Annotated in this window: 19 protein-coding genes; 9 read left to right on the forward strand and 10 right to left on the reverse strand. The window is 36.9% G+C overall.

Annotated features, from left to right (window positions below; translation table 11 throughout):
* Positions 1–29 precede the first annotated feature (29 nt).
* The 8 genes from ACQWU4_RS05955 to ACQWU4_RS05990 form a co-directional block, all read right to left on the reverse strand.
* Entirely contained in the window at positions 30–374 is a 345-nt protein-coding gene (locus ACQWU4_RS05955) for a nuclear transport factor 2 family protein (RefSeq protein ID WP_429934858.1), read from the reverse strand.
* Positions 375–480: 106 nt separating this feature from the next.
* The gene (locus tag ACQWU4_RS05960) at positions 481–1,029 is read right to left on the reverse strand and encodes an L-threonylcarbamoyladenylate synthase (protein WP_429934859.1); all 549 of its coding nucleotides are present in this window, start codon (positions 1,027–1,029) and stop codon (positions 481–483) included.
* Between the two features lie 114 nt (positions 1,030–1,143).
* Positions 1,144–1,650: a DinB family protein gene (locus ACQWU4_RS05965; protein ID WP_429934860.1), complete on the reverse strand. Its 507-nt coding sequence runs from the start codon at positions 1,648–1,650 to the stop codon at positions 1,144–1,146.
* Between the two features lie 110 nt (positions 1,651–1,760).
* Positions 1,761–2,210 (reverse strand): GNAT family N-acetyltransferase, encoded by a 450-nt coding sequence (locus ACQWU4_RS05970; protein ID WP_429934861.1) that lies wholly within the window; start codon positions 2,208–2,210, stop codon positions 1,761–1,763.
* A 6-nt stretch (positions 2,211–2,216) separates the two neighbouring features.
* Positions 2,217–2,699 carry a nuclear transport factor 2 family protein gene (locus ACQWU4_RS05975; protein WP_429934862.1) on the reverse strand — a complete coding sequence of 161 codons (483 nt, stop codon included), beginning with the start codon at positions 2,697–2,699 and terminating at the stop codon, positions 2,217–2,219.
* A 19-nt stretch (positions 2,700–2,718) separates the two neighbouring features.
* A complete protein-coding gene (locus ACQWU4_RS05980; RefSeq protein WP_429935079.1) occupies positions 2,719–3,861 on the reverse strand; it encodes a cystathionine gamma-synthase in 1,143 nt (380 codons plus the stop codon).
* A gap of 73 nt (positions 3,862–3,934) precedes the next feature.
* Entirely contained in the window at positions 3,935–4,261 is a 327-nt protein-coding gene (gene gldC / locus ACQWU4_RS05985; RefSeq protein ID WP_429934863.1) for a gliding motility protein GldC, read from the reverse strand.
* 143 nt (positions 4,262–4,404) lie between these two features.
* A complete protein-coding gene (locus ACQWU4_RS05990; protein ID WP_429934864.1) occupies positions 4,405–5,388 on the reverse strand; it encodes a gliding motility protein GldB in 984 nt (327 codons plus the stop codon).
* Between the two features lie 52 nt (positions 5,389–5,440).
* Between ACQWU4_RS05990 and ACQWU4_RS05995 the strand changes: the two genes are divergently transcribed.
* The 7 genes from ACQWU4_RS05995 to ACQWU4_RS06025 are packed head-to-tail and all read left to right on the forward strand — an operon-like array spanning position 5,441 to position 9,407.
* Positions 5,441–6,082: a leucine-rich repeat domain-containing protein gene (locus ACQWU4_RS05995; protein ID WP_429934865.1), complete on the forward strand. Its 642-nt coding sequence runs from the start codon at positions 5,441–5,443 to the stop codon at positions 6,080–6,082.
* Between the two features lie 8 nt (positions 6,083–6,090).
* Entirely contained in the window at positions 6,091–6,618 is a 528-nt protein-coding gene (locus tag ACQWU4_RS06000; RefSeq protein ID WP_429934866.1) for a GNAT family N-acetyltransferase, read from the forward strand.
* Position 6,619: 1 nt separating this feature from the next.
* Positions 6,620–7,153: a GNAT family N-acetyltransferase gene (locus ACQWU4_RS06005; protein WP_429934867.1), complete on the forward strand. Its 534-nt coding sequence runs from the start codon at positions 6,620–6,622 to the stop codon at positions 7,151–7,153.
* A gap of 11 nt (positions 7,154–7,164) precedes the next feature.
* Positions 7,165–7,965 carry an NAD(+) synthase gene (nadE, locus tag ACQWU4_RS06010; protein ID WP_429934868.1) on the forward strand — a complete coding sequence of 267 codons (801 nt, stop codon included), beginning with the start codon at positions 7,165–7,167 and terminating at the stop codon, positions 7,963–7,965.
* A gap of 11 nt (positions 7,966–7,976) precedes the next feature.
* Positions 7,977–8,492, forward strand: coding sequence for a ribonuclease domain-containing protein (locus ACQWU4_RS06015; protein WP_429934869.1), 516 nt, complete (start codon positions 7,977–7,979; stop codon positions 8,490–8,492).
* Entirely contained in the window at positions 8,479–9,096 is a 618-nt protein-coding gene (locus ACQWU4_RS06020; RefSeq protein WP_429934870.1) for a matrixin family metalloprotease, read from the forward strand. Before ACQWU4_RS06015 ends, ACQWU4_RS06020 begins: the two co-directional genes overlap by 14 nt.
* Positions 9,093–9,407: a barstar family protein gene (locus ACQWU4_RS06025; protein WP_429934871.1), complete on the forward strand. Its 315-nt coding sequence runs from the start codon at positions 9,093–9,095 to the stop codon at positions 9,405–9,407. The genes ACQWU4_RS06020 and ACQWU4_RS06025 overlap by 4 nt, the downstream gene beginning before the upstream one ends.
* A 79-nt stretch (positions 9,408–9,486) precedes the next feature.
* On the opposite strand, the gene ACQWU4_RS06030 is transcribed toward ACQWU4_RS06025, so the two are convergent.
* Entirely contained in the window at positions 9,487–10,803 is a 1,317-nt protein-coding gene (locus ACQWU4_RS06030) for a T9SS type A sorting domain-containing protein (protein WP_429934872.1), read from the reverse strand.
* Between the two features lie 149 nt (positions 10,804–10,952).
* Here ACQWU4_RS06030 and ACQWU4_RS06035 point away from each other — a divergent pair, with 149 nt between their 5' ends.
* The gene (locus ACQWU4_RS06035) at positions 10,953–12,593 is read left to right on the forward strand and encodes a helix-turn-helix domain-containing protein (RefSeq protein ID WP_429934873.1); all 1,641 of its coding nucleotides are present in this window, start codon (positions 10,953–10,955) and stop codon (positions 12,591–12,593) included.
* A complete protein-coding gene (locus tag ACQWU4_RS06040; protein WP_429934874.1) occupies positions 12,590–13,720 on the forward strand; it encodes a hypothetical protein in 1,131 nt (376 codons plus the stop codon). The genes ACQWU4_RS06035 and ACQWU4_RS06040 overlap by 4 nt, the downstream gene beginning before the upstream one ends.
* Before the next feature lie 86 nt (positions 13,721–13,806).
* Here ACQWU4_RS06040 and pafA read toward each other — a convergent pair whose 3' ends face one another.
* Complete coding sequence (gene pafA, locus ACQWU4_RS06045; protein ID WP_429934875.1) at positions 13,807–15,453, reverse strand: alkaline phosphatase PafA; 1,647 nt, start codon at positions 15,451–15,453, stop codon at positions 13,807–13,809.
* Positions 15,454–15,657 lie beyond the last annotated feature (204 nt).

The following is a 15,657-nucleotide window of genomic DNA, read 5'->3' on the forward strand; positions in this document are numbered from 1 at the left end:
TAGGTCATCTTTCTAGTAATATATTTCCATTAATCATAATGGGCATACATTTTATTAATTTTTCCTTCACCGTCAAAAAACATAACTTCCACAGCATCTTTATCCATAATCGATTTATAAAACAATGCCACAGAATTCACACCTGCTGTTGATTTTATCAATTCGAAATGCAGATCTGGAAATTTTTCCAGTGCTTTTCTCCAATACTCCCGAACGGCTTCTTTTCCCTTTAATGTACTTTCTTTTCCTCCTGTAGCCATTACAATCATTGGAGTTGTGATCTCAATATCCTCTGCGTAATGGGACAGTATCTCTTCAAGATCATGGGAATTCCAGGCACGGATCCATTCTTCAGCAAATTGTTGGTGGTTCATGGCATGTCTTTTATCAGTTGAAGAATGCAAAGATAGAAATTAAAAAAAAGAAATCCTGCCGATATACATTGACAAGATTTTAAATTGAGAGAATTATTTCAGAATTTTATTCGCGAAGAACTTTAATTCTGTTGTCATTCCATATTTTTATAACTGAAGAACCGGAATATTTTGAAACTTTCTCTCTGTCTTCCTCAACAGCATAATCTACCAGCTTAATAATTTCGGGTGAAATATCTGAAAATTTCAGCGGGCTTTTGTCTCCACTGAAATTGGCAGAAGTGGATACCAGTGGCTTGTTCAGTTTTGTAATCAGCTTTTTGCAGAAATCAGTTTTTATCAATCTGATCCCGATGCTTCCGTCTTCAGCAAGAAGTTCTTTTGGAAGTCCTCGGGGATTTTCATAAACAATCGTTACCGGCTTTTCACTAAGATCAATAATTTCCCAGGCCATTTCGGGAACATCCACAAGCTCCTGAAGTCTTTTTTCAGATTCCACCAGAATAATCATCGATTTGTTTTTTTCCCTTTTTTTAATGTCAAAAATCTTATTGACCGCCTCAATATTGGTAGCATCGCATCCAATTCCCCAAATAGTATCTGTAGGATAAAGAATGGTTCCGCCGGATTTTAATATCTCGATAATGTTTTCCATAATTTTTCAGGGTTGTAAACCACTTGTATAAAGGTAAAGAAAAAACGAGCTAATGCCCGTCCTTGTTAAATTTTATATATCATTTAAGTTTGGATCCGGATTATTCAAATACTTTTATTTCAATCCTGGTAAATACCTCTCTTCAATAATATTCAAATGATGATAATTGTGCCCTACAATCAACTTTCCGATTGTTTCTGCAACCAGCTCATTTCCATTAGCTGTCCCAATATTCTTCAAAGCAGATGGCTCCATCGTTTCAATCAGAATCTGGGAAGACTTTCTGACAAGCTTATACTCTTCCAGTAAAGACTCCAGTGATCTTTTATCTGCAAAAGAATTGGAAGCATACAGTTCTTCATCAAAACCCGGCAATCCGGCTTTTTCTCCTCTTGCAAAAGCTAAAAGCCTGTATTGAAATACCCTTTCGGTATCAGATAAATGGAGTAAAAGCTCTTTCAGGGACCATTTTCCTTCAGCATAAGCAAAAAGAGACTGCTCTTCTGTAAGATTTGAATACAGCTCTGCTGTTTTATCTCCCGAAGTTTTTAATTCCCCGATCCAGTTTCCAGAAGGGATCTGGTCTAAATATCTTTGTATGTATTTTTGAAAATCAGACATATTTTTGTTTTTTGGTTATAGATGAATGAAAAGTGAAAAATTAAGAATGAAAAATTTCTGACAGCTGACTATCCTCTTTTTATTTTTCGTTTTTCTCTTTTCATTTTTAATTACTCTTTATTCGTCCATTCATAAAAATTTACAGAATCATATAGCTCGAAGCCACACGCAGGATAAAGCTGATTTCCTACATCATTACCTTTTCCTGTTTCCAGAAGAACCCCGCAGGCGTTGGATGATCTGCAAAGATCTTTTGCTTCTTCAATCAGTTCTTTGGAATAACCTTTTCCTCTGTAATTTTCATTGACGTAGAGATCATTCAGCAGCCAGTAGCGCTGCATTCTCGTGGATGAGAAGATTGGATATAACTGAACAAATCCTGTCAGTTTACCTTCACTTTCTGCCACAAAAATTTCGGAATCCTTGTTCTCTATTCTTTCCTTTAGAAAATTTTCAGCAGAAGGGATATCAGATCCTTTGTGATAAAAAACCCTGTATTGGTCAAATAATTCCGCCAGTTGACTCAGATCTTCAAAAGTGACTTTTCTGGTATTTTTCATATTGATTTATAAATGGTGGTCGTAGCTAAGTACCCTTTTCATTTTCCATTGTTTATCCTCCAAAACCCATAAAATATTGAATTTTGCACGGCTTCCCTGAACCCATTTTCCATTGGAAAATTCGAAAAAATCATGTTCCCCTTCCTGTACAAATGCGTATAAGACATTATTATTGTATAAAGGATAAACTTTCATACTGTTGGGTACAAGATCCCGTCTTACTTTATTAGGGCCGCCACAGATATTATTTTTAATGGAAGCAGTAAATGCTTTTTCTCCGGAAGTGATTCCTCCTTTATCATGATAAAATTCCAGATCGTTGCTGACTATAGATTTATAATGAGAAAGATCACATTTATTAAATCCAACATCGAATATCAGGCTGTCCAGCTTTTTGGCTGTTTTATACAGTTCATCGGTAGTTTTTACCTGAGAATATATAATCTGACTGAAAAAACTCAAGATCAGGAAAAATTGGATCTTTCTCATTATAATTTATTTTAATCGGTTAAGAAAAGGCTTTTTCAAGATCTGCAATAAGATCTTCTGCATCTTCAATACCAACGCTTAAACGAACCAAATCGTCTGTAATACCTAGCTCTTCACGTTTATCTGCCGGAATAGAAGCGTGTGTCATCAATGCAGGATGATTTGCTAAAGATTCCACCCCGCCTAAAGATTCTGCCAAAGTGAAAACTCTTACTTTCTCAAGGAATTTAACAGCATCTTCTTTCTTCCCTGATTTGAAAGTGAAGGAAACCATTCCTCCTGATTCTTTCATCTGAGATTTGGCAAGTTCGTATTGAGGATGGGATTCCAGTCCCGGATAAATCACTTTATCAACTGCCGGATGAGTTTCAAGATATTTTGCTACAGCAAGTCCGTTATCTGAATGGCGCTGCATTCTTAATGCCAGTGTTTTGATTCCTCTTAAAACAAGATAAGAATCGTGAGGTCCTAGAATACCACCGCTTGCAAACTGGATAAAGTGAAGTTTTTCTCCCAACTCAGCATCTTTTGCAATTAATGCTCCTGCAATAACATCGGAATGTCCGCCCAAATATTTTGTAGCGGAATGCATTACAATATCGGCTCCGAGATCAATAGGTCTCTGGATGTATGGTGTCGCAAAAGTATTATCTACGGCAACCAGAATATCTTTTCCTTTTGCTATTTCAACTACGGCTTTGATATCTACCAGTTTCATCAAAGGGTTGGTTGGAGTTTCTACCCAGATCAGTTTGGTTTTGTCTGTAATAACATCAGCAATTTTAGAAACATCATCAAAATTCACGAATGTAAATTTCAGCTGATATTTTTCAAAAAGTCTTGTAAACATTCTGTAAGTACCTCCGTAAAGATCATCTACAGCTATTACCTCATCTCCAGGGTTCAGTAATTTTAAAACACAGTCGATAGCTGCAAGTCCGGAACCGAAAGCAAGACCTCTCGCTCCATTTTCAATGCTTGCCAAAGAATCTTCCAAGGCCTGTCTTGTAGGATTGGCTGCTCTTGAATATTCATATCCGGAATGTACTCCCGGGCTTTTCTGTGCAAATGTAGACGTTAAAAATACAGGAACATTTACAGAACCTGTTGCAGACTCGTGATGCTGCCCTCCGTGAATTACTTTTGTATTAAAGTTCATAATATTTTTATTTTTAATAAGCCTGTCCTAAAAAATCAAGGCTCTTTGAAAGTATTTTGTGATTGGTGCGGCGGTTTTACATTCTTATCGCAGATTTTACAGCAAATTCTTCTGCAATCTCTTCAAGCCACTGTGCAACATCTTCTTCTCCAGTTGCTCTCTGGTATGTATTTCCTAAAGATACTAAAATCTGGTGGATAAACATTTTCATCTGATCTACCGGCATTTCTTTTGTCCAGAGATCAATTCTTAAAGCTTCCATTGCTTTGTCATCCCAAACCGAGATCATTGTAGCTTTTGTCTCCTCCTTTTCCACACCACCGTCCTGAGCATTCCATGTAATATTTTCGGGAATGTGGTTCTCATCCAGCTCTACATCTATTGTAATCTGAGTTTTTCTCATATCAATCTAAAATTTTTCCGCAAAGTTAATACTTCTTACAGCTTATCTAAAATTTCTGGGAAGTTATCTTCATCAGTAAAGAGGGTATTAAATTAAAAAAATAACCTCCAAATTACGTTGAAGGTTATCATTTATTTTAACTATTACGGTGTTTTAGGTTTATACACTGCTTCATTGAAGATCTTGGTAGCATCAAGCTTTAAAAAATCCACCAGCTTGGTTTCCGGCTTTTGTCTGAAATAGGCTTTGCAAATCTGCCATCCGGTAAAAATTCCGATCTGAGGGGAAGATTCGTTATCAATTTCTGTATAAAATTTAGAGAATGGTCCGGGAGAAATAAAACGTTCCACCAGCCTTGGATCATCACCGAAAATAAGGTTGCTTTCTACAAAATAATTCCAGATGTTGGCTTCATTCGCTACAGCCCAGTCATATTGTTTTTGGGTATAACTCATTTTCAGATAATCTGGTGTATCAGGAAGGAATGCATCCTGAAGTATCATGATTTTTCCGTTCAGAATCACTTGATCAATGAATTTCTGGTGGTCCGGGGATTCGGTTACAATGCTTTCTGCAAAAATCTGGGAAACTTTTGGAACAATGTTCTGCGGATTCATTGATTTCTGGAAATACAGTTCAAGTCCCTTGTAATTTGCATTACCATCACCCATAAATCCGGTAATGTCTATAAAAAGAAGATTCCCTTTTGAATCATAGAAAATAGGATCCTGAACCATCTGCAATGCCGATGAAAAAAGGTAAACTTTCGGGCTTTTAAATTGTGGAAAATAAAATCTGATGTGAGAAAATAAATCCTGAAGTTCGTTCTGAAGTTTTGCCTGATCTATTTTACCGGCAGCTTCTTTATAGATCTTGATTTCTTCTGCATCAGCTCTCCTTTTGCTAAAATCCGCATCGGAAACCGTTCCCTGAAACCATGGAAATTTAGCTTTAAACTGATCCAAAGGAATGTTCTGATTATAGAATTCTTTGGAAATATCCGTCAATTCAACTTTTTCAGCAGGAGCTTTCACTTCTACCTTCCACTGGTTTCCAGATTCTTTTTTGCAGGAATCCAAAGAGAGAACTAAAATAGAAGAAAGGGCAATAATTCTAAAAATCTTCATTATTTTTACATGAAATTAATGTGTACAAAAATAAGGATTAAAAACACAACCGATGATGAAAATTAAAATATTTACAACACTAGGCCTTATTATTTCAGGATTTTCTCTTTTCTGTGCCCAAAAACTTAATTTTAAGGACCAGAATTTTGAAAAAGCTGTTCTTGAAAATTTTGATCTTAACAAAAACGGCTCACTGGAAAAACTGGAGGCAGATATGGTTACCAATCTGTTTCTGGTTCAGAAAGGCATCACATCAGCTGATGATATGCTGCTTTTCAGCAATGCTAAGATGATTGTACTTGATGATAACGCAATATCGAATGTGTCTGTTACAGGTTTGCCCAGTCTCGAACTGTTTTCCTGTACCGGATGTAAGATATCTTCTTTCAAAGCAGAAGGTCTTAAAAATTTAGCTTCCCTGTATCTTGACAATAATCTTTTGGAGAATATTTCGTTAAAGGGAACTCCAAGAATCGACCAATTAACCATATCTTTAAATCAATTAAAAACAATTGATGTCACTCTGCTCAAAAATTTAAGAAAATTAAATGTTGAACACAATAAGATTCAGAAACTTGATATTTCCGGAAACCCGGGCCTTCAAACTTTGAATATAGGTGGAAATAAAATGAAGGAGTCAGATATTAAGAAAGGAATGAAAACTGATGTTACCATTTTTGGGGCTGAACAATAACCAATACCATGAGACTAGAAACAGAAAGACTAATTTTAAGAAAACTTGAAGAAACAGACGTTGAACGTATGTTTTTACTGGATTCCAATCCGGAAGTAATGAAATATATAGGTGTTCCGGTACTTAAGGAACAAAGTGAATCATTGGGTGTCATCAAAATGATTCAGAAACAATATGAAGAAAATGGCACAGGAAGGCTTGCGGTAATTGAAAAGGAAACCGGACTTCTGATTGGCTGGAGCGGCCTTAAACTGCTTACGGAGGCTGTCAACGGTTATAAAAATGTGCTTGATCTTGGATACCGTTATTTACCTGAATCATGGGGAAAAGGTTATGCACTGGAAGCTGCAAAAGCATCTCTGAAACTGGGTTTTCATGATATGAAAGCAGATATAATCTATGCACATGCCCATTCCGGAAATGAAGGCTCCAATCATATTTTAAAGAAATTAGGCTTTGAAAAAACAGGTGAATTCACAGAACCTGACGGAATTTGTAACTGGTATGAACTCACGCGTGAAAAATATCTTCAATAGCATGCTGACGATAAGACAGGAAGAGGAAAAAGATCATAAAAAAGTATTCGCCCTTACGGAAGAAGCTTTCAGAAATATGGAACACAGCGACCATCAGGAACATTTCCTTGTGGAAAAATTAAGGAAATCTGATGCTTTCATTCCTGAACTTTCTCTTGTTGCCGAAACTGAAAGCGGTGAGATTGCCGGCCATATCCTGTTTACAAAACTTAAGATAGAAAACGGTTCTGAAACTTTCGAATCGCTGGCTCTGGCTCCTGTTTCTGTACGTCCTGAATTTCAGAATCAGGGAATCGGAGGACAGCTTATCCTGTATGGACATTCAATTGCTAAAGAATTAGGTTACAGCTCGGTTATTCTAATCGGGCATGAAAATTATTATCCTAAGTTTGGTTACGAAAAAACCAGTAATTTTGGAATCACTTTTCCGTTTGAAATTCCGGAGGTTAATGGAATGGCAGCAGAACTGATAAAAGACGGATTAAAAAATGTAAAAGGCGTAGTAAAATACCCTGAAGAATTTGGAATAGACTAAAAAAATAAATAATGCAGACTCAAAAAGTAATAGATCATATTGTAAGCTGGTTAAAGGATTATGCTGTAAAAGCTAATGTAAAAGGATACGTAATAGGTGTTTCCGGAGGTGTGGATTCCGGTGTAGTTTCAACTCTGGCAGCCATGACAGGATTAAAAACACTTCTGATTGAAATGCCGATACGTCAGAAAGAAGATCAGGTAAACCGTGCGTGGGAGCATATGAATGATCTGAAATCTAAGTTTCCCAATGTAGAAACTATATCCGTAAATCTTACCCCTGCTTTTGAGGAACTTTACAAAACATTTGATGTTAAGGATGATCTTTATCCTAATGAAAAGCTTGCTTTTGCCAATACACGAGCACGCCTCAGAATGCTTACCTTATATTATTACGGCCAGATCAACGGTCTTCTGGTGTGCGGAACAGGAAATAAAGTGGAAGATTTCGGAATCGGGTTTTATACAAAATACGGTGACGGCGGTGTAGATGTTTCCCCTATCGCAGATCTATACAAAACAGAAGTATATGCACTTGCAAGAGCTTTAAATCTGGTTAAAAATATTCAGGAAGCAATTCCTACAGACGGACTTTGGGATGTAGACAGAACGGATGAACAGCAAATCGGGGCTACTTATCCTGAATTGGAAAAGATTCAGAAGGAATACGGAACCAAAACTGCAGATAATTATGAGGGGCGCGATAAAGAGGTGTTTTTAATTTTCGATAGAATGCACAAAGCAGCAAAACATAAAATAGATCCTATCCCGGTTTGTGATATTCCCGAGGAATGGAGAAATGATCAGTTTTAATAATTTTATATATGAACGGTAAAATAAGGTCAGTATTTTTTATTTGTCTGGGACTCCTTTTCGGAATGTCTGTGATGTATATCTACAATAATTTCATTGCGGACAAAAAAGGGCATACAGAGACTGTAAAAACAGAAACTACCAGTTATGGAAGTGCTTCTCCGGGCTCTCAAAGTACTAATGAAAATTCTTCCTCACAGTCTATTGATCAACTGACAGAAGAGAAAACGGTCATTAATTATGTGAAGCAGAACCACAGGCTTCCCGATTATTATATTACTAAAAATGAAGCAAGAAAACTAGGCTGGAATGCTTCAAAAGGAAATCTCTGTGAAGTATTACCGGGCAGAGCGATTGGTGGTGATAAGTTCGGAAACCGGGAAAGTCAACTTCCCCAAGGTGAAAAGTATTATGAAGCCGATGTTAATTACAGCTGCGGAAACAGAAATGCAGACCGGATCATTTTTACCCGGAACGGTGATGTTTACCTGACTAAAAACCATTACAAGAGTTTTGAAAAGCAGTAGTTTTTATGCTTTTACAGGAACGTTATTCTTAGCATTTTCATGTTCAGAAAAACAACCGCAATCTATAAAAAGCAGTAAACCCATAACCATATTGATTCAGCCATTCAAAGATTTTAGCTCTGAAAATGTAACTGAAACAGCGGAAGATATAAAGAAGATTTATCCGAATGTAAAAATTCTTGATGCAATTGATCTTCCAAAAAATGCTTACTACAAAGACAGGAACCGTTATAGAGCAGATTCTATCATTAAATTTCTGGATGACAGGACAAAAGAAGGTTTTGTAACTATTGGACTGACTTCAAAAGACATTAGCGTCACCAAAGGAAAAATAAAAGACTACGGAATCATGGGATTGGGTTACAGACCCGGAAGAGCATGTGTAGCTTCTCAATTCAGGCTTAACAAAAATAATACTGATGAGCAGTTCTTTAAAATAGCCATTCATGAACTAGGCCATACACAAGGACTGAAACACTGTCCTGAAAAAACATGTTTTATGAGGGATGCAGAAGGCGGAAATCCTACTGATGAGGAAACAGATTTCTGTAACAAGTGCAAAACATTTTTGATCAATAAAAACTGGAAATTTAATTCTATATGAAGACAATATATATCGATTTTACAGACATCGGCGATTATGAAGATTTCTACGCTCAATTAAAGGAAAAAATTACCCTTCCTGAATATTTCGGAGATAATCTTGATGCGCTGTCCGATGTCATTACAGGAGAACTGGAACTGCCACTTCACATTGAGTTCGTTAATATGACGGTAGACCAGCTTGAAATTTTTGAAGATCTTCTTACAACTCTTGAAGATGCGGAAGATGAAACAGAAGATTTCAGCTTTTCCTATTACCTTGAGCAGTACGAGGATGAAGAAGATGAGGATCAAATTGAGGACGAAGAATAATTTCAATTCATAAAAACAAAACTCGCAGAAATTCTGCGAGTTTTTTGGTCAAGTCTTCTAAGTGTTTCTAATTTTATTTTTACTGTCTGATAAATTTAAAACTTTGTGAAGCTTCCCCCTTCACGAAAATCTGCAGAATATAATCTCCTTTTGATAAAGAAGAAACATCTACCCTGCTTTCTACAGCACTGTCTGTTTTTACTTTCTGACCGACCATATTGTATATTTCCACTCTATCAATCTTGCTGATGCCTTTGATATAAAGAACATCTTTTACAGGATTTGGATAAACGGATATCGTATTGTTGTGTTTTGTACTTTCATTAGTAGAAAGCTGTACTTTCGAAAGATCCAGATAGAATGCAACCATCTGATTGGACGCATTGGTTCCTACCCCTGCAATCAGCTTTCCGTCCTCTGAAATAGCCAGAGGAAGCCCCATACTAACTCCTTGGGTATTGATCCCCATACTTACAGCATAATCATTCAGGTTGATACGTCCCCCTGCTGCTGTCCATATAAAGCCTTCTCCGGACATCGGAGGCCCCCCGAAAGGTCTGAAAAACCCGACTACTTTTTTACCGTCGGCAGAAATTCCGGTAGCTCCGCCTCTGAAGAAGGCTGAGGAATTTGGATGGGTTATGTATGTAAGGCCGCTAACACTGTTCCATACGTATGGATTTGGCATTGCAGAACCTATGATTGTACTTCCGTCAGCAGAAACATCTCCTGCTTCACCTACGTAATCACCGTTATTGTCTGTAATAAAACTTTCTACCCCGTTTACCCATTTGGCACCGCTTCTGTATCCCGTATCCTGATCCTGCCAACCGACAATTACTGAACCATCAGAATTAATGGCATTGGCTCTTGAGCTTCTGTTGGGAACAATGCTTCCAAGATCGGTTACTCCTGTTGCAGCATTCCATTTTACAGCGTGAGCCGTTCCCGCGGTAAGCCAACCCAGTCCTACAATGGTATTTCCATCCGGAGTCATTCCCCAGGTAGAACTTACGTGGCCGTCCCAACCGGTAGGAACCAATCCGCCATGATTACTCCATGACGATGAGGCATTGCTGTAAGTTGAAATTTCATTAAAACCGGTTACGGTATTAGTGGTGGAAGAACCTATTTTAGTTCCGTCGGCAGTGATCAGCGTTCTTCCAGCCGCGGGATATCCGTTGGATATAGAGCCTATTTGAACCAAACCATTGAGCTCATCCCACTTATAGATCTGACCGGCACTTGTGTGCATGCTGACAATTCCACCATCAGAAATACCGCCTACTGTATAATTTCCCAATGCCATTACTGTGAGCTGGGCATTGGTTATTGCAAACCCAAACAGAAAGCAAGTATATAAAGCTTTCATTGAAATTTTGTAAATCTTTTTCATAATTACTTAAGTTTAATATTTTGAATTGGCTTAAACAATATTAATATTATATTTACCTTTTAAAAAGACTTTGACTTACACAATTCGTGAAATTCAAAAGAGTAAAAAATATAAATCATTAAAATACAACCCTATAACAAAAATCTATTTTGAGGACAGATCATAACGAAGCTGTAAGAAAAAACAAAAAAAAATCACTGTTTTACCAAAACACTTTGGGTAAAAACATCAAATTTCTGTTCATTATTCTGTGTTCAGTTTTTATCAAAGGACAGTCGGGACCCGATTTCAGTATTCTGGCTGACAAAGCTTTTCAGAAATTATATCAGAATCCTGATGAATGTATCAACTACTCCCAAAGCCTGCTCATCAGTGATCAGAATCCGGAACACAGGATTGTACTGCAGAATATCATTTCCCAGGCTTATGCTATGAAAGGAGATTATGTGCAGTCCGTTAATATCTACAGCCAGAAAGAAGATTCCCGGGAAAAGGAAAAGCTGTCTTATTTCCTGCAGATCGCAGGTGATTATAATCTTGCTGACCAGTATCAGAATCTGGACCTTTACAACCAGTCCCAACAGATTATTTCAAGCCTTTTAGCAGATTATAAATTATTAAAAGGTGATAATCCGGAGATAAATGTAATTACAGGTAAACTTTACCAGCTCCAGGCTCTTAATTCCGGCATTAACAGGAATTATGATGATGCTTTGAAAAACCTCATCAAAAGTGATCATTATCTCAGTTTTAATAATCAGGAAAACCACATTTTAAAAATAGAGAACAGAATTTTCAGAGCTTCCTTTTTAATGAAACAAAATAAACTGGAGGAGGCCAAAATCATTCTGGAAACTACTGCTGTAATGGCAGAAAAAAGTAAAGATTATCATTTTCTTCAGGCATTGGCTTATGAAAACCTTTCACGGTATTATTTTTTAAAAGAAGATTATAGCACTGCCGCCGGAGTTCTTGAAAAAGGACTTTTAAAAATAGAAAATATTCCCTATAACAGTTTAAAGATAAAGATTTATGAATCTCTGTCTAAAAATTATTTTGCACTCCGCAATGATGAAAAATATCATCAGTACAACAAACTTTATACTGAACTCCGGACCAAAATAGATTCAAATACCAAGGAAGGCATCCGGTATATTGTAAAGCTTGTGGAAACCAATCAGAATAATAATCTGGAGTTTCAGAAGCAGAAACAGCTGAAAAAGACAGGCTTGATTTCTGCAGGCTTCCTGATCATTATCATTGGACTTCTGGCTTACTTTCTTTTTCTAAAAAGCAGTCATAAAGACCTTAAAAAACAGTCTGAATTTTTTGAAAAACAGAAAAAACAGGAATTAGCCTCACAGAATATTCCAAAAGAAACAGCTGCGGCCATTAAACCTCTTGAAAAAGATCCGAATAAAATTTCCAAAGAAAAGGAAGATGAAATCCTTCAGAAGCTGGAAGACTGGGAAAAACAACAGCGTTATCTCGACAAAAGCATGACTCTTTCCATGCTGTCTTCACAAATGGGTGTGAATACAAAATATCTTTCCGAGGTAATCAACAGCAGCAAAGGGAAAAATTTTAACGGTTATATTAATGAATTAAGAATCAACCATATTGCACGTCTATTGAAAACAGATCCTGCCTATCTAAATTATAAGGTAAGCTATCTGGCAGAATATTCAGGGTTTTCTTCACACAGCGCCTTTACAACTGTCTTTAAATCCGTAACCGGGATGTCACCAAATGTTTATATTCAGAAAATCAGTAAAAACAGAACATTATGAAAGTTGTATTAAAAATCATTTCCGCAATTCTTCTGTTTCTTCAGATTTCGGTCTCAGGACAGAAAATTACTTTTGACTCTCTGATGAAGGAAGCCCGCCTTGAAATTTATGACAATCCGGATAATGCCATCAGAATCGGAAAAAATCTTCTGACAAAAGAACAGGATATCCATAAGCAGATCAGTATTTATCAGTTGCTTTCTACCGCCAATATTGCAAAAAGGGATTTTGACCAATCCTTACTCTATCTTTTAAAAGCTAAAGAAACGGCTCAAAAAACCAATGACCTGAAAGTCCGCACCAGTGTACTGATTTCTGCAGCCATACAGTACCAGCAGATGGAACTTTTCAGCAAAAGTCTCGAAACTCTTAACGAAACGGATCTGCTTCTGGCGAAACTGCCGGATGATCTGCCTGAAAAGCATATTGAAACAGCAAGAAGTTACGCCATCCGGGGAATGATCTATAAAAGCCAGTCGAATCCTGAAATTGCCCTTGAAAAGTTTCTAATCTCCATTCAAAATTTTGAAAAGATAAAAAATACACAGACTACTTATTCTAACATGAGCGTGGTTTATTATAATATTGCCTACTGCTATCTTAACCTTGGTCAATCTGAAAAAGCCCATCAGGCATTCATCCGGTCCGCCAACTATGCCCGGGAAAATAAGGCGAAAAGCCTTGAAGCATTTGCTTTGAAAGGAATGGCTGAAATGTATAAACAAAAGAAGGAAAATGAAACTGCTCTTCAATTATTGATCAAAGCTGAAGATCTCAGCAAAAATACCGGCGATCTTATCCTCAATGAAGGGATTTACAAAGAAATGTCTGAAAATTACCTGGCCCTGGGAAAACCAAACCTTTATCAGAATTACAGTAAAAAGTATTTTGAAATGCGTTTTCAGAGGGAACAGAACGAGCTAAGCTCTATCAATCATTCCATCAATGATCATAATCTTGAAACCCTTAAGAGAAGCAGCCAGATAAAAACTCATTACCATTATCTCACGGGGATTATTACAGGCATTGGCATCCTTATTATTGCTTTCTTTATCCATCTGATTTTAAAGATAAGGAAACAAAATTTAGAATACAGGAAGAAAATTCAGAGGCTTATCAGATCATGAATGATGAATGATGAATGATGAATGATGAATGATAAGTAACGAGTAATAAAAAAAGCATTCCTAAAAGGAATGCTTTTTTGTAATTTTTATTTTCCAATAACTTCTGTGATCGGATTTCCTACGTTTCCGCTTGGGAACTGAATTTTCAGTAATGATGAAACGGTAGGAGCAATATCGGTCATATTATAAGCTTTATTGCTTTCTCCTTTCTGGATTCCCCATCCCATGAAGATCAGAGGAATATGTGAATCATAAGAATTCCATACACTGTGCGTAGTTCCAGTCTTAGCATAGGTTGGAAGCATTGAATCATGAGAAATTAACTGGATATCACCACTTCTCTGTCTGTTGATTCCGTTGATGATTCTCTGTTTGATCGGCTCCGGAATAGTTGCTTCCTGAACTTCATCCACAGATACAGCATATAAAACGGTAGGATCTTTCTGGAGTTCTTTGATCGTGAAATCTCTCAGATCATCCAGTTCTATTTTGTTATCCTGCATCAGCTTTCTGTCAAAATAAATTTGATAATTGTCTACTGCATTGATCAGTTTATCAACTCCGAATTTATCTTTCAGCTTCTGGTTAATATCTTTTTCCATTCCGTCTCCAAAAAACCCTGTAGCAATTTTATGTTCTTTCAGGAAACCTACTGAATGAGCTCCACCGTGGTCAGCAGAAAGGAAAACAGTGTACTCCCCTTTTCCTACTTTTGAATCCAGATAATTGAAAAACTCAGCAAGATCCTGATCAAGTCTTAGATAAACATCTTCCACTTCAATAGAATTCGGACCAAATTTATGCCCTGCATAGTCTGTAGAAGCCAGATTGATTGCTAAAAAGTCGGTAATCTGGTCGCCTCCCAGTTTCTCGCCTTCCACAGAAGCTTCCGCTAATTTCAGCGTCAGCGTATTTCCGAAAGGTGTATAACGGATATTATCTTTTTTGCTCTGGTAGTCCTGAGCTAAATTGCTGTAAGGAAAAACAGGTGTTTTTGCACTTCCCAGTAACCCTTCCCAAGAAGAATTATCCGGTGAACTCTCTGTATATTGATTGATCGGAAGCAAAGTATTCCATCCGTTAGCTACTAATTTTTCAGGCAGATTCTGTGAATTGAAAGATTTTACCCACTGAGGCAGGTCATTCATATACCAGGTACTGGTAATAAAATTTCCGGTACTGTCATCAAACCAGAAAGCTCCATTGGGAGTATGTCCGGCAGGAAGAATAGATGCACGGTCTTTTAATGAAACCCCGATTACTTTTCCCTGAAAGTTGGTAGCGAGTCTTAATTCATCCGTTACAGTTGTAGACCAAAGATTTTTTGGAGAGTGACTTCCTGTTTTTGCATTGGTTGTTCCTACAGGCTGAACATTTTCATCCGCCGTACAATACACATTCTTTCCGGTTTCTTTATCTGTCCAATCATTTCCTGCAATACCGTGAATTGCAGGTACGGAACCTGTGTAGATGCAGGTATGTCCCAAAGCCGTAATAGTAGGAACATAGTTGATATGAACATTATTTAAAGAATATCCGGTATTCAGAAGTCTTTTGAAACCATCATTCCCGTATTTGCCATAAAAACGGTACAGATAATCCCACCTCATCTGGTCTACCACTAATCCTACGACTAATTTGGGTCTTTCTAATTGAGAATTTTTGTTCTTCTGAGCATTGATTGTAATTACGGACAATAAAGCCGCTGCCGCAATTGAAATTTTCCTAAGCATCTAGTAAATTTTTGTTGCCACAAATTTAAGGGTTTTGAAAGTTTTGGAGTGTGAAATTTTATTTAAATTTGGATTAATCATTCATTTAAAATTTTGGAAAAAAAATACCTGCCTCATAACAATCAAATCAGTACATAAATTTCCTTATATTCATCCTATCATGAATATTTCCTTCTAAAAATCTGTATAAAGCTCAATCAAAAT

This window comes from Chryseobacterium sp. MIQD13 (assembly GCF_050496705.1).
GTDB lineage: Bacteria > Bacteroidota > Bacteroidia > Flavobacteriales > Weeksellaceae > Chryseobacterium.